The organism is Bacillus sp. FSL K6-2861, assembly GCF_038630725.1.
Classification (GTDB): Bacteria; Bacillota; Bacilli; order Bacillales; family Bacillaceae; genus Bacillus; species Bacillus velezensis.
Genome location: NZ_CP152037.1, coordinates 4,138,214 through 4,156,463 on the forward strand (window position 1 = coordinate 4,138,214; position 18,250 = coordinate 4,156,463).

20 protein-coding genes are annotated in these 18,250 nt (G+C 44.9%); 7 read left to right on the top strand and 13 right to left on the bottom strand.

Annotated elements, in window-relative coordinates:
- Window positions 1-87: 87 nt before the first annotated feature.
- The 5 genes from NYE62_RS20535 to NYE62_RS20555 form a co-directional block, all read right to left on the bottom strand.
- Window positions 88-786 carry a kinase gene (locus tag NYE62_RS20535; protein WP_079891422.1) on the bottom strand — a complete coding sequence of 233 codons (699 nt, stop codon included), beginning with the start codon at window positions 784-786 and terminating at the stop codon, window positions 88-90.
- Between the two features lie 6 nt (window positions 787-792).
- Entirely contained in the window at window positions 793-1,242 is a 450-nt protein-coding gene (gene rplI, locus NYE62_RS20540) for a 50S ribosomal protein L9 (RefSeq protein WP_007407910.1), read from the bottom strand.
- Window positions 1,239-3,218: a DHH family phosphoesterase gene (locus NYE62_RS20545; RefSeq protein WP_007407911.1), complete on the bottom strand. Its 1,980-nt coding sequence runs from the start codon at window positions 3,216-3,218 to the stop codon at window positions 1,239-1,241. The genes rplI and NYE62_RS20545 overlap by 4 nt, the downstream gene beginning before the upstream one ends.
- Window positions 3,219-3,248: 30 nt before the next feature.
- Complete coding sequence (locus NYE62_RS20550) at window positions 3,249-4,184, bottom strand: DUF2232 domain-containing protein (RefSeq protein WP_007615002.1); 936 nt, start codon at window positions 4,182-4,184, stop codon at window positions 3,249-3,251.
- A gap of 243 nt (window positions 4,185-4,427) precedes the next feature.
- Window positions 4,428-4,580: a hypothetical protein gene (locus NYE62_RS20555; protein WP_004393059.1), complete on the bottom strand. Its 153-nt coding sequence runs from the start codon at window positions 4,578-4,580 to the stop codon at window positions 4,428-4,430.
- A 133-nt stretch (window positions 4,581-4,713) separates the two neighbouring features.
- On the opposite strand from NYE62_RS20555, the gene NYE62_RS20560 reads away from it, so the two are divergent.
- Entirely contained in the window at window positions 4,714-5,199 is a 486-nt protein-coding gene (locus tag NYE62_RS20560; protein ID WP_007407913.1) for a spore coat protein, read from the top strand.
- Between the two features lie 36 nt (window positions 5,200-5,235).
- On the opposite strand, the gene NYE62_RS20565 is transcribed toward NYE62_RS20560, so the two are convergent.
- Window positions 5,236-5,607 (bottom strand): winged helix-turn-helix transcriptional regulator, encoded by a 372-nt coding sequence (locus NYE62_RS20565; protein ID WP_007615010.1) that lies wholly within the window; start codon window positions 5,605-5,607, stop codon window positions 5,236-5,238.
- Window positions 5,608-5,813: 206 nt separating this feature from the next.
- On the opposite strand from NYE62_RS20565, the gene NYE62_RS20570 reads away from it, so the two are divergent.
- From NYE62_RS20570 to NYE62_RS20590, 5 genes are all read left to right on the top strand, one after another.
- The gene (locus NYE62_RS20570; protein ID WP_004393053.1) at window positions 5,814-6,743 is read left to right on the top strand and encodes a manganese-dependent inorganic pyrophosphatase; all 930 of its coding nucleotides are present in this window, start codon (window positions 5,814-5,816) and stop codon (window positions 6,741-6,743) included.
- 185 nt (window positions 6,744-6,928) lie between these two features.
- A complete protein-coding gene (locus tag NYE62_RS20575) occupies window positions 6,929-7,846 on the top strand; it encodes an EamA family transporter (protein WP_282996349.1) in 918 nt (305 codons plus the stop codon).
- 347 nt (window positions 7,847-8,193) lie between these two features.
- A complete protein-coding gene (locus NYE62_RS20580; protein WP_015240964.1) occupies window positions 8,194-9,615 on the top strand; it encodes a glycoside hydrolase family 68 protein in 1,422 nt (473 codons plus the stop codon).
- Window positions 9,616-9,676: 61 nt separating this feature from the next.
- A complete protein-coding gene (locus tag NYE62_RS20585; protein WP_105322169.1) occupies window positions 9,677-11,233 on the top strand; it encodes a glycoside hydrolase family 32 protein in 1,557 nt (518 codons plus the stop codon).
- Window positions 11,234-11,312: 79 nt separating this feature from the next.
- On the top strand, window positions 11,313-11,975 hold the full coding sequence (locus tag NYE62_RS20590; RefSeq protein WP_033574275.1) for a GntR family transcriptional regulator: 663 nt from the start codon (window positions 11,313-11,315) through the stop codon (window positions 11,973-11,975).
- 77 nt (window positions 11,976-12,052) lie between these two features.
- On the opposite strand, the gene NYE62_RS20595 is transcribed toward NYE62_RS20590, so the two are convergent.
- The 3 genes from NYE62_RS20595 to NYE62_RS20605 form a co-directional block, all read right to left on the bottom strand.
- Window positions 12,053-12,562 carry a DinB family protein gene (locus NYE62_RS20595; protein ID WP_007409866.1) on the bottom strand — a complete coding sequence of 170 codons (510 nt, stop codon included), beginning with the start codon at window positions 12,560-12,562 and terminating at the stop codon, window positions 12,053-12,055.
- A gap of 50 nt (window positions 12,563-12,612) precedes the next feature.
- Complete coding sequence (locus NYE62_RS20600) at window positions 12,613-13,830, bottom strand: MFS transporter (protein ID WP_033574274.1); 1,218 nt, start codon at window positions 13,828-13,830, stop codon at window positions 12,613-12,615.
- Between the two features lie 164 nt (window positions 13,831-13,994).
- Window positions 13,995-14,867, bottom strand: a complete 873-nt coding sequence (locus tag NYE62_RS20605) for a LysR family transcriptional regulator (RefSeq protein WP_342497170.1) — start codon at window positions 14,865-14,867, stop codon at window positions 13,995-13,997.
- A gap of 126 nt (window positions 14,868-14,993) precedes the next feature.
- Between NYE62_RS20605 and NYE62_RS20610 the strand changes: the two genes are divergently transcribed.
- Window positions 14,994-15,572 carry a LysE family transporter gene (locus NYE62_RS20610; protein ID WP_012118916.1) on the top strand — a complete coding sequence of 193 codons (579 nt, stop codon included), beginning with the start codon at window positions 14,994-14,996 and terminating at the stop codon, window positions 15,570-15,572.
- An 84-nt stretch (window positions 15,573-15,656) separates the two neighbouring features.
- On the opposite strand, the gene NYE62_RS20615 is transcribed toward NYE62_RS20610, so the two are convergent.
- The 4 genes from NYE62_RS20615 to NYE62_RS20630 all read right to left on the bottom strand — a co-directional run bounded on the left by NYE62_RS20615 (window position 15,657) and on the right by NYE62_RS20630 (window position 18,159).
- Window positions 15,657-16,025 carry a DUF1304 domain-containing protein gene (locus tag NYE62_RS20615; protein WP_033574272.1) on the bottom strand — a complete coding sequence of 123 codons (369 nt, stop codon included), beginning with the start codon at window positions 16,023-16,025 and terminating at the stop codon, window positions 15,657-15,659.
- Between the two features lie 30 nt (window positions 16,026-16,055).
- Window positions 16,056-16,694, bottom strand: a complete 639-nt coding sequence (locus NYE62_RS20620) for a nitroreductase family protein (protein WP_004393039.1) — start codon at window positions 16,692-16,694, stop codon at window positions 16,056-16,058.
- A 13-nt stretch (window positions 16,695-16,707) separates the two neighbouring features.
- Window positions 16,708-17,169 carry a MarR family transcriptional regulator gene (locus NYE62_RS20625; protein ID WP_172437936.1) on the bottom strand — a complete coding sequence of 154 codons (462 nt, stop codon included), beginning with the start codon at window positions 17,167-17,169 and terminating at the stop codon, window positions 16,708-16,710.
- Window positions 17,170-17,280: 111 nt separating this feature from the next.
- Window positions 17,281-18,159 carry a YitT family protein gene (locus NYE62_RS20630; protein WP_040238671.1) on the bottom strand — a complete coding sequence of 293 codons (879 nt, stop codon included), beginning with the start codon at window positions 18,157-18,159 and terminating at the stop codon, window positions 17,281-17,283.
- Between the last annotated feature and the right edge of the window lie 91 nt (window positions 18,160-18,250).

An 18,250-nucleotide genomic window follows, 5' to 3' on the forward strand; every position in this document is an offset into this window, starting at 1 on the left:
TTTTTCCACACTCCACCAAACAAATGTTACAAATATCATATGACGACCCTACAAAAAGGAAACTTACATGTGCGGATTTTCAGAAACTTACATGTGCGGCTGCCATTCCAGGTAACGTGACGGATTTAATTTTTTTATAGTGTTCAAAAACTCATCCGCCAAGCCGTATTTGTCCAGTCCTTTTAATAGTTTTACGGGAAACCGGGTAATGGCGGAAAAAGCTCTTTTATGGTCGATGACCTTAAGATTTCCGTGTTCGTTGATCAGAATGTGCCTGATTTCGGCATCCCATCTGGTAAAACCGATTCTTTTTAATTCATCCAGCATATTTAAAATATCAGCAGTCAGTTTGACGGACAGGGATTTTTCTTGTTTGATATGGCGGGCAAGAGAGGTGCCTTGGACATATTCCATCACAATATAACGATCTCCGTATTCATACAGTCTTGGAATCACCGGGGAACCTTGTCCGGTCTTTAAAGCTGCCAATTCCTTTTTGCATGTCCCTTTTTCAAAGAAGTATTTTACGCATTTGTTGTGTGTTAAGCGATAGACTTCCCCGTCTTTTCCATCACCGATCAGCGGATAGTGCTCCAGCGCCTTTTTATTCTCCGGATTATTAAAATATGTTTCAGAAAAAAATCGTTTCATACCGACACATCCTTCGTTATGATGTAATATAATATGCAATCTGGTGATGATCGGAAATGAAACAATCTCATCATTTTCTTGCGCTGCGCCGTCTGCTGACATGAAAAAAACCCGCCGGATCGGCGGGTTTTTCATTGTGTATTACGCTTCTTCTTTTACGTGAACCTTCAGCACAGCCTGAACTTCAGGGTGCAGCTTTACAGGAACGTTTGTATATCCCAGTGTGCGGATACCGTCTTGGAGCTCCAATTTCCGTTTATCCACTTTAATCTTATGCGTTTTTTGCAGCGCTTCTGCAATCTGTTTGCTTGTGACAGATCCGAATAGACGGCCGCCTTCACCGGATTTGGCACTCAGCTCAACAGTCAGCTGTTCAAGCGTTTCTTTCAAATCTTTGGCTCTTTCAAGCTCGGCAATCGCTTCTTTTTTCTCTTTTTCTTTCTGTCCTTTCAATGCGCTGATGTTTGTCGCATTTGCTTCGACAGCGAGGCCTTTTTTAATGAGAAAGTTATGTGCATAACCGTCTGCTACGTTTTTCACTTCGCCTTTTTTTCCTTTACCTTTTACATCTTGTAAGAAAATAACCTTCATCTCTGAACGCCTCCCTCAAAATATTCATCAATGGCTTCCTTCAGCCGGACGAGCGCTTCTGAGACAGAAATGCCCGATAACTGGGTTGCCGCATTGGTTAAATGCCCTCCGCCATCCAGCGCCTCCATAATAATCTGCACATTGACCTCGCCCAGCGATCTCGCACTGATGCACACCGTATGCTCATCCCGTCTGGCTACCGCAAATGAAGCTTCCACTTCACTCATCGATAAGAGGGAATCAGCCGCCTGCGCAATCAGCACCTGGTCAAAGTACTCCTCTTCGTTCTCAGGAAGAGAAGCAATCGCGATATGTTCTTTATAAAGAGACGTATGCTGGATCAGCTTCGCCCGCTTGATATAAGAACCGACCGATTCTTTGAGAACTTTCTGCACCAGAACCGTATCTGCGCCTTTCGCTCTCAAATAAGAAGCGGCGTCGAACGTCCGCGAGCCCGTGCGAAGGGAAAAGCTCTTCGTATCCACTATTATACCAGCTAACAGGGCCGTCGCTTCAATCATATTGATTTTGAGCCGCTTCGGCTGGTATTCAAGCAGCTCCGTCACGAGTTCTGCGGTGGATGAAGCATATGGCTCCATATAAACGAGCAGCGGGTCTTTAATAAATTCCTCGCCTCTGCGGTGGTGGTCAATCACAACGATGTGCTCGATTTTGTTCACGAGACGCTCTTCCATCACAAGGGATGGTTTATGTGTATCAACGACGACAAGCAACGTGTCGTCATTTGAAATTTCCATCGCCTCTTCCGGCGTGATGAACCGCGACCACAGCTCTTCATATTTTTTAATTTCTTCAATCAGACGCTGAACACTTGATCCGATCTGGTTCGGATCAATGACGATGTAGCCTTCTTTGCCGTTGGCCTGCGCCACCTTCAATATTCCGATTGCGGCTCCGACTGCGTCCATATCAGGAAATTTGTGCCCCATGATAATGACATTGCTGCTTTCTGAGACAATTTCCTTGAGCGCGTGAGAAATCACCCGGGCGCGCACCCTTGTGCGCTTCTCCATCGGATTCGTTTTGCCGCCGTAAAATTTCACCTTGCCGTTCGGCATTTTGATCGCCACTTGGTCGCCTCCGCGGCCGAGAGCCAAATCGAGGCTGGACTGCGCCAGATCTCCAAGCTCCTTCAAGGAAGAAACCGATGCGCCGATCCCGATGCTGAGGGTCAAAGATACAGTGTGAACGGATGTTTTTTCTCGGATTTCATCCAAAATCGAAAATTTCGCGTTTTCAAGCTCCGTTAAAATGTGTTCATTTAACACCGCGATAAACCGCTCCGAGGACGTCCGTTTCAGGAAAATGCCGTACTCCTGCGCCCACGCATTTAATAATGAGGTGACCTGGCTGTTCATCGTGCTTCTCGTTTGGTCGTCCAGCCCCTGTGTGACGTCATCATAGTTATCTAAGAAGATATATGCCAGCACGGTTCTCTCATTTTCGTACTGCTTTTCAATCTGAATCTGTTCTGTCACATCAAAGAAATAAAGCAGGCGCTCATCTCTTTTAATCACTACTTTAAACTTCCGCTCATTCAAGGTGATCGTTTCCGAATCGACCTCCTGCTTGATCAGCGGCACGACGGCCTCGCATGTGTCATACAGCGAGCGTCCGACGAGCGTGCTTTCATTAAAACAGGAAGACAAAAACGGATTCGCCCACTCAATGTAATATTGATCATTAAACAGCATAATCCCGATAGGCATTTCCATTAATGCCTCTTCGCCTACTTTTTTCAATCTATACGATAACGTGGAGATATAATCGTCAATTTCTTTTCTGATCAGAGAATCCGCACGCTTAATGAAAAACAAGATCACGGCGAGCAGCACAACGCCGATGGCTCCTATCAGCCAGTTAAAGTAAATGCTGATGAGAATTATGATGATTGACAATGCAATCAATGCATAGATGGGATACCGAAACAACGGTTTTTCATAAAAACTAGGCATTTCTATCAACTCCCCACCTGTAAGTCACACTCAATTTCGCGTCACCTTATTTCTTATGTTAAAGCCTATGTCAATGATGCCTAAGAGGAGATACACGGACAAGATGAGCGGAAAAAGCACCCCCAGCACAATTGCTAATACAGGAACGGCTTTCGGCATCTCCATTTCGCGGCAATAGAAAAAAATAAACGCTAATCCTTGAATACAAATCAGCAAGCTGAGAATAAATCCCCCATTCAATGAAACCGAATACAGCATATGCCCTTTTTCTAAAGGCAGAAACCCTAATATCGTCACAATAAAATACAGAATGACAACGCTTTGCGGGAGTTTGAGCTCTCTAAAAGGCTTCATCTTCGGAAGATCAGGGGAAAATCGCCGTAAAAGCGGCCTTGCCATAGCATAACTGAGGAAAGAAAAAACGATGCCGGTCAATACGAGCACTGTCGGAAAAAGATATTGAACCGTGCTCAGCTGACTTTCCATCAGCTTGATCTGCTTCCCGAACTGGTCTCCGTAACCGAGCTGTTTTGACATGGTATCAGCCACAGACAGCGACTCCCGAAGCTGGGACATGGTGGTATCAACCACATTCATATTAAGAAACACGATGCTGACCACAAAAAAAACGACGCCGCACAGCACATACGCCATAGCGCCGGCAGCAACCGCATAGCCGGGCTGTTTCTTTTTAAAATAATATCCCATGGCGATTCCCGTACAGGCCGCCGTAAAAGCGCCTGTAAGCCCGGTAAACGAACTTACAATAAAGCTGACAGGAAGGCTGGCAAGCCCCATCCATACCCCGGGCTTCAGACCGTGCCGAATGGTGTAAAGAATGATCGGCAGCGGCAAAGCAAAGAGAAGAATTGCCCCCAGTAAAGGGAGGTACACGACCAAAAGGGAAATGATTGCAAAAATACTGATCAAAATGGCGCCTTCTATTAGAGCCCTTGTATTTTTCACTTACTCACCTCAAACCTTGTATCATTCGAACATACGAATAGAAAAGAGCAGCTTAGACGACTGCTCTTTTGACGCCGCAATGTCTCTTTCAAGACCTGAATTTTCCATAAACTCTCCAAAATACACGTATATATTTTAACATAAGTCGAAATCGCAAGTAAAATGAGCGCGGACAGCCGCAATGTTCCATGTGAAACATGAAAACAGACAAACGGACATCCTAGTGAAAGAATGCCCGTTGTATCAGTGATCCTGATCATCCATGAAACCAGAAGTATCTCTGTTTTTCTTTTTGGTTTTTCGTACATATAACAAGACGATAACGATAAGTAAGAGAGTGGTCGCCTGCAAAACCCCGCTGCTGAAAAGGAAGAAGTTCTTTATCATGTCCCACATATAGTTTCACCTCTATTTCGTATTTCCTTTACATTGAGTTTCCCTTTCTGGAAACTTCAAAACATGAGGAACAACATCGGGACCGGGGCATATGCTGAAAGTGAAAATGAAGGATAAAGGAGATTCTTACACCATGACTGAGCGGAGAACATTAGCATGGCATGAAACGTTAGAACTGCATGAGTTAGTAGCTTTCCAGGCAAACGGACTTGTGAAATTAAAAAGAACAGAGCGGGACGTAAGCGATGCCAGATTAAAACAGCTTTACAGATTTTCCATCCATTCGCTGGAACAAAATCTGCGTGAACTGCTTCCTTTCTTCCCTGAAGCTCCCGCTTTTCGTGAGGATGAAACAGAAGAGCGCGCTGATTCCTCCTTTTACAGCGGCGGCCTGCTCATTCTGGCCAAAACATCTGTCCGCAATTATGCCGGAGCCATTACAGAGACGGCCACACCTCAATTAAGACACGTCTTCGTCAAGCACTTAAACGCGGCCATCAAGTGGCACCAAATGGTCTTTGAGTATATGGAAGAACGGGGTCAATATCCGGCTTACAACCTGAGCGAATTGCTGAAAAATGATGTACGCAATGCCAGAAAAGCCATCGCGATGAAATAAAAAAAAGCAGCAAGGAATTTAATCCTTTGCTGCTTCTTATTTTTGAGCGGACTGATCTTGAGGAGACGTTTTTTCCCGGTATGCCTCGAGAAACTCCCGGTTGGCATCTCCCCATTTCTTCATTTGCAAAACGATCGGTTCCAGCGACCTGCCGAATTCGGTAAGAGAATACTCCACCTTTGGAGGCACCTGCTGATATACCTCCCGATGCACGATGCCGTCCGCCTCAAGCTCGCGAAGCTGAAGCGTCAGCATACGTTGCGTAATGCTGGGGCAAATGCGCCGAAACTCATTAAACCGCTTTTTTCCGCCGATCATATGATAAAACAAAATACCCTTCCACTTTCCGCCGATAACGGAAAGCGTCAGTTCAACCGGACAACCTTCTTTATTCGGATATATGTTCATTTTTCATCCTCCATAGTACCTTTTTTGATACTATATGCTGATTAGCATCTGACTTACCCAGTATTTTACTCGCAACCCTCCCCACCTCTCAACAAAAATGCTTCTTTTTCACATCAATTTTTAAGGTTTTGAAGATTACACCCTCCTCAAGACGTGTTAAACTATAAAAAGATTGTTTACACTACAAAAAAGGACAAGGAGTTATTATGGAAAAAATTCTTATTTTCGGACATCAAAACCCAGACACAGATACCATTTGCTCTGCCATTGCCTACGCTGATCTAAAAAATAAACTCGGCTTCAATGCTGAGCCCGTCCGCCTCGGACAAGTCAACGGCGAAACACAATACGCGCTTGATTATTTCAAGCAGGAAAGCCCGCGTTTGGTGGAAACAGCCGCAAACGAAGTAAACGGCGTCATCCTTGTTGACCACAATGAACGCCAGCAAAGCATCAAGGATATCGAAGACGTTCAGGTTCTTGAAGTTATCGACCACCACCGTATCGCCAACTTCGAAACAGCGGAACCTCTTTACTACCGTGCTGAGCCGGTCGGCTGTACGGCTACGATCTTAAACAAAATGTACAAAGAAAATAACGTGAAAATCGAGAAAGAAATTGCGGGCCTCATGCTGTCAGCAATCATTTCCGACTCTCTGTTATTTAAATCTCCGACTTGCACGGAGCAAGATATCGCAGCGGCAAAAGAGCTTGCTGAAATTGCCGGCGTAGATGCGGAAGAGTACGGCTTAAACATGCTGAAAGCGGGCGCCGACTTAAGCAAAAAAACTGTGGAAGAACTGATTTCTCTTGATGCGAAAGAGTTCACGCTCGGCAGCAAAAAAGTCGAAATCGCCCAAGTCAACACAGTTGATATTGAAGATGTTAAAAAGCGTCAGCCGGAATTAGAAGCGGCTCTTTCAAAAGTAATTGCTGAGAAGAACCTTGACCTGTTCCTTCTCGTGATTACGGATATTCTGGAAAACGATTCCCTTGCGCTTGCCATCGGTGATCAAGCGTCAAAAGTGGAAAAAGCATTCAACGTGACTTTAGAAAACAACACGGCTCTTTTAAAAGGCGTCGTATCCAGAAAGAAACAAGTCGTTCCTGTTTTAACAGACGCGATTGCAGAATAACCAAAACACCCCGGAAACCCGCCGGGGTGTTTTTTTTTACAGCTCATTCCTCAGACGGCCGTTTTGTAAGAGCTTTCTCCGAAAATCTTTTTGACGGAATTTAATATACAATATATAATATATCACATGTAAGGAGTTCGTTTTCCTAATTATTGTAAGTTAATATCAGAACATCAGAATCGGGGGTGTCTATCCTGGAAAAACACGCTGCTCTTTCTTATTCACGAACAACAGGCATTTGGCTTGTGCTGACAGGAGCTATCTTATGGGGGGTCTCGGGAACGGTTGCCCAGTATCTGTTCCAGCACCGCCATTTTAATACAGAATGGCTGACTTCGGTGCGCCTTCTGGTGTCAGGGGCGCTTCTGCTCGGCATCGCGTACCGCAAAGAAAAAGGACGGATATGGGCTGTCTGGAAAGACAGACGGGACAGAATTCCCCTTCTTTTATTCGGGATTTTCGGAATGTTAGGCGTTCAATACACCTACTTCGCGGCAATTGAGTACGGCAACGCAGCAACTGCTACCGTTCTTCAGTATTTAGGGCCAGCGATCATTACATGCTTTTTAGCGATTCGCGCAAAGAGAATTCCTTCAGCAAAAGAGCTCCTCGCCGTCTTATTGGCGGTTGCCGGCACATTCATTTTGGTCACGCACGGGAATGTCGGAAGCCTGTCCATATCCGGTCTGGCCGTCTTTTGGGGCATCAGTTCGGCGTTTGCACTGGCGTTTTACACCCTTCAGCCGCATCGTCTGCTGAAGAAATGGGGATCTGCCATTATTGTCGGATGGGGCATGCTGATCGGCGGAGCCGCCCTCAGCTTGATCCGCCCGCCCTGGAAATTTGAAGGCGAGTGGTCCTTTCCTGCATATGCCGCGATCGTGTTTATCATCATTTTCGGAACGCTCATCGCTTTTTATTGCTACTTGGAAAGCCTGAAATATCTGAGTGCCTCTGAAACCAGCCTGCTCGCTTGTGCAGAGCCGCTGTCGGCAGCTTTTTTAGCTGTGATCTGGCTGCATGTTCCCTTCGGAATATCAGAATGGCTGGGTACTTTGCTGATTTTAGCTACCATCGCTTTATTATCTATCAAGAAAAAATAACCTCTCTTTTTTAGAGAGGTTTTTTCCTAGGCCCAGAGCACCCCTTAGTCTCAATTACCCATATATTAAAAGGCCTTTTTTCATTTTACTATCATCCAAAAGAGGAAAATAGACCAGTTGTCAATAGAATCAGAGTCTAATAGAATGATGTCGACAAGTAAATCATGCAGGATTGTTACTGATAAAGCAGGCAAGACCTAAAATGTGTTAAGGGCAAAGTGTATTCTTTGGCGTCACCCCATACATATTTTAGGTCTTTTTTTCTGTAACAAACCTGCCATCCATGAATGCAGGAGGATCGAATCGGCAGATCGCAAAAAAAGGTACATACAAAAGGAGACATGAACATGAACATCAAAAAATTTGCAAAACGAGCCACAGTTCTAACTTTTACGACTGCACTTCTGGCAGGGGGAGCGACTCAAGCCTTCGCGAAAGAAAATACCCAAAAACCTTACAAAGAAACGTACGGCGTCTCTCACATCACACGCCATGATATGCTGCAGATCCCTAAACAGCAGCAAAGTGAAAAATACCAAGTGCCTCAATTCGACCAATCAACAATTAAAAATATCGAGTCCGCAAAAGGACTGGATGTGTGGGACAGCTGGCCGCTCCAAAACGCTGACGGAACAGTAGCTGAATACAACGGCTATCACGTCGTGTTTGCTCTTGCCGGAAGCCCGAAAGACGCTGATGACACATCCATCTACATGTTTTATCAAAAAGTCGGCGACAACTCGATCGACAGCTGGAAAAACGCGGGCCGTGTCTTTAAAGACAGCGATAAGTTCGACGCCAATGATGAAATCCTGAAAGAACAGACACAAGAATGGTCCGGTTCTGCAACCTTTACATCTGACGGAAAAATCCGTTTATTCTACACTGACTTTTCCGGTAAACATTACGGCAAACAAAGCCTGACAACGGCGCAGGTAAATGTGTCAAAATCTGATGACACGCTCAAGATCAACGGAGTGGAAGATCATAAAACGATTTTTGACGGTGACGGAAAAACATATCAAAACGTTCAGCAGTTTATCGATGAAGGGAACTATACATCCGGCGACAACCATACGCTGAGAGACCCTCACTACGTTGAAGACAAAGGCCATAAATACCTTGTATTCGAAGCCAACACGGGAACAGATAACGGATACCAAGGCGAAGAATCTTTATTTAACAAAGCGTACTACGGCGGCAGCACAAACTTCTTCCGTAAAGAAAGTCAGAAGCTTCAGCAAAGTGCTAAAAAACGCGATGCTGAATTAGCGAACGGCGCCCTCGGCATCGTAGAATTAAACAATGACTACACATTGAAAAAAGTCATGAAGCCGTTGATCACTTCAAACACGGTAACTGATGAAATCGAGCGCGCGAATGTTTTCAAAATGAACGGCAAATGGTACCTGTTCACTGATTCACGCGGTTCAAAAATGACGATCGACGGTATTAACTCCAACGATATCTACATGCTTGGTTATGTATCAAACTCTTTAACAGGTCCTTACAAGCCGCTGAACAAAACTGGTCTTGTACTGCAAATGGGTCTTGATCCTAACGATGTAACGTTCACTTACTCTCACTTCGCAGTGCCGCAAGCCAAAGGCAACAATGTCGTGATCACAAGCTACATGACAAACAGAGGCTTCTTTGAGGATAAAAAGGCAACATTTGCGCCAAGCTTCTTAATGAACATCAAAGGCAAGAAAACATCCGTTGTTAAAAACAGCATCCTTGAACAAGGACAGCTTACGGTTAACAACTAATAACAACAAAAAGAAAATGCCGATACTTCATTGGCATTTTCTTTTATTTCTCAACAAGATGGTGAATTCAATCATGGCACGAAAATGGCCCGTTGTAATATTGATCTTTTTGGGTGCGTTCCTGTTTGTCGGCTTACTGCCGAACAAAAACCACAATTCCTCTGACACAAACACGGAGCATAAGAAAGATTACCGGGCGGCGTATCATTTTACGACCCCGGACAAATGGAAAAACGACCCTCAAAAGCCCATTTTTTTCGAGGGGAAATATCATTACTACTATCTTTATAATCGGGATTACCCGAACGGCAACGGCACAGAATGGCGGCACGCCGTATCAGAGGACTTGGTGCACTGGACGGACGAAGGCACGGCTATTCCGAAATACACCAACGAAAACGGCGATATATGGTCCGGTTCTGTCGTCATTGATAAACACAACACCGCGGGCTTCGGCAAAAACGCGCTGGTCGCCGTCACAACGCAGCCGACAGCCAAAACAAAAGCCCAGGAACAATATTTATGGTACAGCACGGACAAAGGAAAAACGTTTACTTCCTATAGTGATCAGCCCGTGATGAAAAATCCGGGAACTAAGGATTTCCGGGACCCGAAAGTGATCTGGGATGAACAGGATGACAAATGGGTGATGGCCATGGCCGAAGGCGAAAAAATCGGTTTTTATGAATCACTCGATTTAAAAAATTGGACATACACGGGCGGTTTTATCACTCAGCAGATCGGCCTCATCGAATGCCCCGACCTTTATATGATGCGTGCAGATGACGGAACACCCAAGTGGGTTCTGGGCGCAAGCGCAAACGGCAAACCCGCAGGCAAACCGAATACGTACGCGTATTGGACCGGAAACTTTGACGGGAAGGAATTTTCCGCCGATCAAGAAGAACCGCAATGGCTCGATTACGGCTTTGACTGGTACGGCGGCGTCACATTTGAGGACGGTAATAGCGAAGATCCGCTGACAAAACGCTATGCGCTGGCATGGATGAACAATTGGGATTATCCGAATGAAACACCGACACTAAAAAACGGCTTTAACGGCACGGATTCTATCGTCCGTGAAATCCGCCTTCAGCAGCAGGACGGCGGCACATACAGCCTTGTGTCAGAGCCGGTTGAAGCATTGAACCAATTAACCTCTTCAACTGACAGCATAGAACACAAACAGGTGAACGGTTCAGAGACACTGCCGATCAAAGGTGATACATATCAGCTTGATATGGATATCGCTTGGTCAGATATCAAAAATGCAGGCGTCAGACTCAGAGAATCAGCAGACCAAAGTCGGCATATTGATGTCGGTATTTCGGCAGAAGACGGCTATGCCTATGTGAACAGATCGTTTACAGACCAGCCTGATAAAACCGGTGCATACGCCGAAAGCAAAGCCCCATTTGACGGAAACAAAGGGCGCGTCCATCTGAAAATTCTCGTGGATAAAACAAGTATTGAAGTATTTGCAGACGACGGAAAAACCGTTTTGACAAATGAAGTGTTCCCAAAACACGAAGATCAGGGAATCACGCTCTTTTCTGAAGGCGGCTCCGCTGACTTTCAGCATATTGAGATGAAGCATCTCGGTTCGATTCATTCTTAGACGTCCCTCTTCATTTCTAACCAGCGCCCGGACTGTGGTAAAATGCAAATATGTATACTACGATTCATGAGGTGTTCCATTGGATAATCAAAACAAAGAACCTGTGCTGAAAAGAACCATCATGCGGGACGAAGTGTATCGCACACTCAGAAACTGGATCATAACGGGCAAGCTCAAACCGGAAACAAAGTTAAAGGACAAGGATTTGTCGGAAACATTGGGAATCAGCCGCACCCCGATACGGGAAGCCTTATTGCGGCTGGAAGATGCCGGCTTGGTGATAACAAAAGCGAACAGATGGACGCTTGTCGCTCCGATTGAGTTAAAAGAAGCGGAAAACTTGTATTCCATCGTCTGGACGCTTGAAAAACTCGCATTGCAGCAAGCTCTCCCGCATGTGGACGATGCCGTGATTCAGGAATTGAAACAGCTGAATGAAAATCTTCTTCAAACAATGAAAGACGGCGATAAACTGGCTATCCTGGAAGCGGACAATGCATTTCACCATCGCATCATTCTGCTTGCGGACAATGCCGAACTTCACAAATTGCTTGTAAGCCTGAAAGTCAAAATTCAGAGAATGGAAATCCGCTATTTCAGTGAAAACGGCGCTTTAAACAGATCATATAATGAGCACTCTGATATCATTCACGCATTAGAACAGCAAGATACCGCCGCTGCTTTTACAGCGCTTGAAGCGAATTGGAAAAACAGTTTAGAACGGTTGCAGAACATGGCATAGCAAACGAAAAAGCCAAATCACTCATATGATTTGGCTTTTTTACGGATATCACAAGACAGCCGCGTTGGCTGTCTTGTTTACTTTTTGTTTATATATAAATACATACCGTAATCCGTCGGCACAGAAGCATACCCCATCTGTCTGAGCATGGCTGTTATATTCCCGCGATGATACGTTCCGTGGTTCACAACATGGAGGATCATATCGGCCGCTGCGGTTTTCATGATGTCACCTGACGGATGCTCTATTTCAAGGGGGAGACTGATATTTTCTTCCTTTTGCAAAAATAATTGATATCGGTCTGATAATTCCGAGAACATATCTTCCAGCTCTTCTATCTCTTTAGACAAGATGTCCTCTTTTTGCTGTTCAGCTGATTTCAGCGTATCCTCCAGACGCTCTCCGGAGAACACATCAAACCACCCCTTATCCGACAGATACACATGAGTCAATACACCGGCTATCGACGGAAAGACACTTTGAATCTCCTTACGGTACACATCCTCCGGAAGCTCTTTAAGCCGGGTGAATATTTGCTGATTTGCCCAAAGATGATAATCATACAATTGCAGTGCCAGATGTCCCACATTACCCTCTCCTCTCTCGATATAGAACGTACGTTCCTAATTATACTACACTACATGCGGCTTTGTACCATCTTCTTCATTCGCAGCTGAGAAAATCCGATAAAAGCCGAAATTAATAAGAGGAGGCCTGCGCCAATATAAATAAACCGCACGCCGAATACATCCGAGATAACCCCCGTTCCGATAATGGAAAACATAAAAATGAACTGAACTAAAGCTGATCTCGCCGCTAATATATTGACCCGTGTCTTTTCGGTCGTGATGTTTTGAAGGAATGTTTCCTGCGTGAGATCTCGTAATACACAAGCCGGCCCCATGCACAGCACCAGAAAAAGGGCGGTAACGGCGCTTGTGATCAGCCCGTAAATAAACGTGAACATTCCATATGCCAAGGCTCCCGTCAGCATAAGCGGAATGAGATGATGCTGAAACTTGCCGGATAACTTATAGATGATCAGTCCGCCGATCATCGTCCCTGCATAATAGACTCCGTTGACATACCCCCACCAAGCCTCTCCTTTATGAAGGACGTCATGCACATAAGTCAAGGACACAGAACCGATCCATATCATGCCTGCCCACGATTCGATCACATCCATCACAATGAGAACCCTGAGCTGTTTTTGCTGAAATAAATACACCCAGCCGCTTGCCGCATCTGCAAAAAGGGAACGTTCCCTGACTGCTGCCGGCGCACACATGCGTACTTGAAGAAACAGAATGATGCCCAACACCGAAGAAACCAATAACATGACAGTGACGATCATTGTATCGCTCTCTCCCAGGAACGCTATGATGACGCCGCCCAGAGACCACCCCGCAAACTGAACGGTCTGATCCGCCGCCGATAATAAACCGTTCGCTTTCGCCCTTCGATCAGGAGGAATGATTTCCCCAATCAGCGCGCTTTTTATCGGAGCAAACCATCCGTTGCAAAAAGAAATGCCTCCGATCAGACAAAACAGCAGAAAAAAGAATGCGGATGAACCGGTTTGGATGACAAAAAACAAACAGACTAACAGTGTGATCTGTATCAATTGAGAACTGATTAACAAAGAACGAAGCGTGAACCGGCCGGTGACCAGCGGCAAAACGGCGCTGCCCAATACGCGACATACAATGCTGACGAACGTCATAAGAGAGGCCATCGCCGTCGAACCGGTTTTTGTAAACAAAAACAAGATGACAGCCATCGTATAAAGTGAGAACCCCAAGTTGATAGCGGTCTGGCTGTATAAAATAGCGTAATACGCTCTCTTCATATTCATCTTCTCACTCCCTGATTATGTAAATCATACCATATTTGCTGATCAGCTCTCTTTTTTTTAAAAAAGGTAGGTATGGAGTCAAAAAACAGCTGGCTGACATCGAAAATGTCATTAAGATTCCGGACAAAAACAAAAGCCGATGCGCGCAGGCATCGGCTTTCAAATTAACCTATCATCTTAAGAACAAGCGAAACAAAAGCTTCAGCGGCCGGAAGCTGCCATTTTTTCTTTTTGACCAGCATATGAGAATAAAGCCGCTCGAACGGCTCAGACTGCTGAAGAATTTTCAGCTTCCCCGCTTTTACCTCTTCTTTTACCGTAATATAAGGTAAAACGGAGAAACCGAGTCCGCTCATCACCGTCTGCTTAATGGCCTCTATGCTCCACAGTTCCATTGTTTGTAAATGACTGATATCATGCTTGACGAGAAATCGTTCAAACATAGTCCGATAGCTGCATCCTTCTTCATTTGTAATAAAAAAGTGCTTGCCGCTTTGTTGATAGTCGTCAAAATGTTCCGGTGCGTCACTGCCCGCCACGAGGACGATGCGTTCCTCCAATAAAGAATGATGTATGCATTTTTCCATTTGTATCTCCGGATACACCATAAATGCGATATCCACGCGGCCGCTTACTAATTCCACCTGATTCTGCCCGCATGTTCCGTTGCTCAATATGATATTGACGTTCGGATACTTCATTGAATATTCTCTGATAATCGGCCCCAGTCTGGAAATGGTCAAAGACTCCGGCGCCGCAATTTTTAAAACGCCCTTCACCTCGTGAATGCTTTGCATATTTTTGATCTTGTCATGGGCGGAAAGTAAATCCTCGGCCAACGGTATCAGCTCTCTCCCTAAAGGCGTCAGTTTCAGACGCCTTTTTTCGTACGTAAATAATGCGCCGCCGATCTCCTGTTCAAGCGCCTGAATATGAGTCGTAATCGTCGACTGCGTGTATCCCAGCTTCGCCGCGGCCCCTGTATAGCTTCCCTTATCTACAATGGCCTGAAATGTAATAAGATGTCTGATCTCCATATGAATTCACCTCTAAGATGCATCGAAAAAATCAATAATGCGATTTTATTTTTCAATTTTATTTATACCTATTCTTATCATACAATAAAAAACGGCTCCATCACATTAGCAAATGAAGGTGATTTAATGAGTATCATAGCTTTTCTTTCTTATGTCCTGATGACATCTATTACGCCCGGGCCGAGCAATATTTTAATGATGAATGAAGCGCGCAGAGCCGGCTTTATCGGTTCATGGCGTTTTAACGGCGGAATCCTGACGGGATTTGCAGTGCTCGGCATTCTCAGCGGTCTGTTTACCATGAGTGTCTATCATTGGATTCCCGTCGTGGAACCTTACTTTAAAATTGCCGGAGCCGTCTATTTGCTCTATTTGGCTTGGCAGATCTCGCTGCCCAAAACATCAAAAGGCGATTCTGAAAAAACCCGATCGTCTTTTCTATCGGGATTTCTGTTTCAAATGATCAATATAAAGAGTATTTTATTCTTTTTAACCTTAATGAGCGCTTTTATATTGCCATTTCAGCACACGTATCCATTGATTGCGTTCTGGCTCGCGTCGGCTATTCTCCTGGGCTGGGCGGCTTTACTGCTGTGGTCGGCGTTCGGCTCTGTTTTTAAACATCTCTTTGAGAAACACGATAAAGCGTTTCGCATCGTGATGTGTCTGCTGCTCATCTATTCTGCGGTAAGCATTTATCTGTAATTCAAAAAAGATCCGCCTAAAGAATGATTTTCAAAACAGAATAAAAAAAGAGGGCTCCCATTCCGGAAGCCCTCACTCCGTCTGCTACGCCGCTAAAAGAAAAATAAGCGCTAAAACAGCCGGAAGTCCTTGTTTTACGATAATTGATTTGTTTGAAGTAAAGCCTCCGAAAATTGCCGCGATGACCACACAGATGACGAAAAACATTTGAATCATATGGCCAATCGGATCAGCTCCGAGGATCAGCCCCCAAATGAGGCCGGCAGCCAGAAATCCATTATACAGACCCTGATTTGCAAACATGACCGCTACATTCCGATCACCTTCTAAATGCTTCGGCAATTTGAAGGACCGCTTAGCTGCCTTCGAATTGATAAAAAACATTTCAAGTATCATGATAAATACATGTTCTAAAGCTACAATTCCGACGAAAACAGCTGCAATCATGTCCACTGTCCCTCTCCCCTCAGCTTCACTTCAACCTTATTTCCATTGTGCGATTGTTTCGATAGGAAGACGGTAGGAAGCATATCCTTCGTCTGCCGCTTTTCCGATTGATAGCAGCATGACCGGTACATAACGCTCTTTATCCATTCCGAAAACCTCGGCAATCTTTTCTTTATCGTAGCCGCCGATCGGGTTTGTGTCATAGCCGTGCGCGCGTGCCGTAAGCATCAGCTGCATGGAAACGAGTCCTCCGTCAATCAGAATCGTTTCACGGTTCACTTGCTCCGGCAGTTTTTCAAAATGCGCCGTCAACGCAGCGATTTGTCTGTCTTTTACTTCCTGCGGCATGTAGCCCAGTTCGACCGCTTTTGAATAAATTTCTTCTAAATAGTCATCACTGTTCATATCTGCGAAAACCGCGATCACCGCAGATGATGTGCTGACTTGTGTTTGGTTAAAGCTGGCAAGCGGCGCGAGTTTTTCTTTTCCTTCAGGGCTGTCAATGACGAGAAAACGCCACGGCTGCGCGTTGACTGAAGACGGTGCTGTCGTTGCTTCTTCCAGGATTTGAGTCATTTCTTCTTTGCTGATTTTCACAGCCGGATCGTAATTCCGAATGGAACGGCGGCCTTTCATAATGTCCATAAAGTCGTTTGTTTTCAGTTCTGTTTTCATGTGTAAAACACTCCTATGCTTTCATATTTTCTATATTATTCTGCATCTGTGACAATACGTTTTTTAACATACTGCGTTCTTCCGCGCTGACACCGGCAAGCATTTCCTTTATGAAACGCTCCTTCTCCTTTTTGGAAGCCTCAATTCTCTCCCGCCCCTGTTCAGTAAGCCGGACAAGTATAATTCGGTTGTCCTCGGGCTTCCGCCTTCTCGTAACCATTTCTTTGGCTTCAAGCTGTTTCAAGTGTCGCGTAACAGCTGCACCATCAATATTCACCTTTTTCTGAAGATCGCTTTGGCTGATCTCGTCGACGTAAAAAAGCACGGCGAGAAGCTCAAGGCGGGATTGGCTGATTCCGGTGCACGCTTCAAACTTCGTGCCGATCACTTTATGCAGTGATTGGAGCTGATATAAAATCTCGCCTTCCTCTGAACAACATGCTGTCAAAACCCATCCCCACTTTCTTTTGCGCAACTAATTGACTAGTCAATGTTTGATATATCAATAATATACAGCCGTCATTCTATTTTTGCAAGTTTTTTCTCCTTTTTAAAAAAAAGCTGCCGATTAACGGCAGCTCGCTTCTTAATGATTATGGACTTTTCTGAAATTACTGCCTTTTACTTCTGCGACATCATATACCGTCACAAAGGCTTGTTTATCAATGTCATTAATAATTTCTTTCAGTTTGGTTTCTTCTAAACGGTTGATGACACATGTGATTTCTTTGAATTTTTCATGGGAAAAACCGCCGTATGCTTCTTTATAAGTGGCACTCCGGCCTAATTCCTCACGAATGGTCTCTACCATTAATGCAGGCTCATTGGTGATAATCTGAAATGTTTTAGAACCGCTTAAACCTTCCTCAACCACATGAATGACCTTAGACGCAATGTAGTAAGCAATGACGGAAAGCAATGCGCCTTGCAGCCCGAATACAAAAGAAACAAAAATAAACACAAACATGTTTAAAAATAAAATGAGGTCGCTCGTGCCAAACGGCAATTTCCGTGACAGAAGCACAGCCAGCATATCAATTCCGTCTAATGCGCCGCCGTTGCGCAATGCCAATCCCATTCCAAAGCCGATAATAATCCCGCCGACAACGGTGATTAACAGGGTGTCTCCCTCGATGATAGCAGGAGTGTGATGGAAAAAACTCGTGCCTGCGGCAAGTGAGATAATGCCGATAATGGATAGAAACGCAAAACCTTTCCCGATTTGCTTATATCCCAACCAGACAAACGGTATATTGATCACCGCAATTAAGATCCCAAGAGGCAAATGAAACAGCTGTGAACAGACAATGCTGAGTCCGGTTACACCGCCGTCAGATACACTATTCGGAATCAATACGGTTTCCAGTCCATACGCGGCAATAATTCCGCCGATGATGACCATGATGGCCCGTACGATTGATTTCGCTCTGATTTTCTTACGTCTTTGTTTTTCGATTGTACTCATATCATTCCCCGCTTCAATTATTTTTTCTTATTTAAATATACCATAATTGATACTTTTCGTTAAAAATAAGCCTATCGGCTATGTTGAAGCA

Coding starts and splice junctions, on each gene's coding strand:
- NYE62_RS20535 (WP_079891422.1), bottom strand. CDS start 786: ATGAAAAACCCGCCGATCCGGCGGGTTTTTTTCATGTCAGCAGACGGC.
- rplI (WP_007407910.1), bottom strand. CDS start 1,242: ATGAAGGTTATTTTCTTACAAGATGTAAAAGGTAAAGGAAAAAAAGGC.
- NYE62_RS20545 (WP_007407911.1), bottom strand. CDS start 3,218: ATGCCTAGTTTTTATGAAAAACCGTTGTTTCGGTATCCCATCTATGCA.
- NYE62_RS20555 (WP_004393059.1), bottom strand. CDS start 4,580: ATGTGGGACATGATAAAGAACTTCTTCCTTTTCAGCAGCGGGGTTTTG.
- NYE62_RS20560 (WP_007407913.1), top strand. CDS start 4,714: ATGACTGAGCGGAGAACATTAGCATGGCATGAAACGTTAGAACTGCAT.
- NYE62_RS20565 (WP_007615010.1), bottom strand. CDS start 5,607: ATGAACATATATCCGAATAAAGAAGGTTGTCCGGTTGAACTGACGCTT.
- NYE62_RS20570 (WP_004393053.1), top strand. CDS start 5,814: ATGGAAAAAATTCTTATTTTCGGACATCAAAACCCAGACACAGATACC.
- NYE62_RS20580 (WP_015240964.1), top strand. CDS start 8,194: ATGAACATCAAAAAATTTGCAAAACGAGCCACAGTTCTAACTTTTACG.
- NYE62_RS20600 (WP_033574274.1), bottom strand. CDS start 13,830: ATGAATATGAAGAGAGCGTATTACGCTATTTTATACAGCCAGACCGCT.
- NYE62_RS20605 (WP_342497170.1), bottom strand. CDS start 14,867: ATGGAGATCAGACATCTTATTACATTTCAGGCCATTGTAGATAAGGGA.
- NYE62_RS20610 (WP_012118916.1), top strand. CDS start 14,994: ATGAGTATCATAGCTTTTCTTTCTTATGTCCTGATGACATCTATTACG.
- NYE62_RS20620 (WP_004393039.1), bottom strand. CDS start 16,694: ATGAAAACAGAACTGAAAACAAACGACTTTATGGACATTATGAAAGGC.
- NYE62_RS20630 (WP_040238671.1), bottom strand. CDS start 18,159: ATGAGTACAATCGAAAAACAAAGACGTAAGAAAATCAGAGCGAAATCA.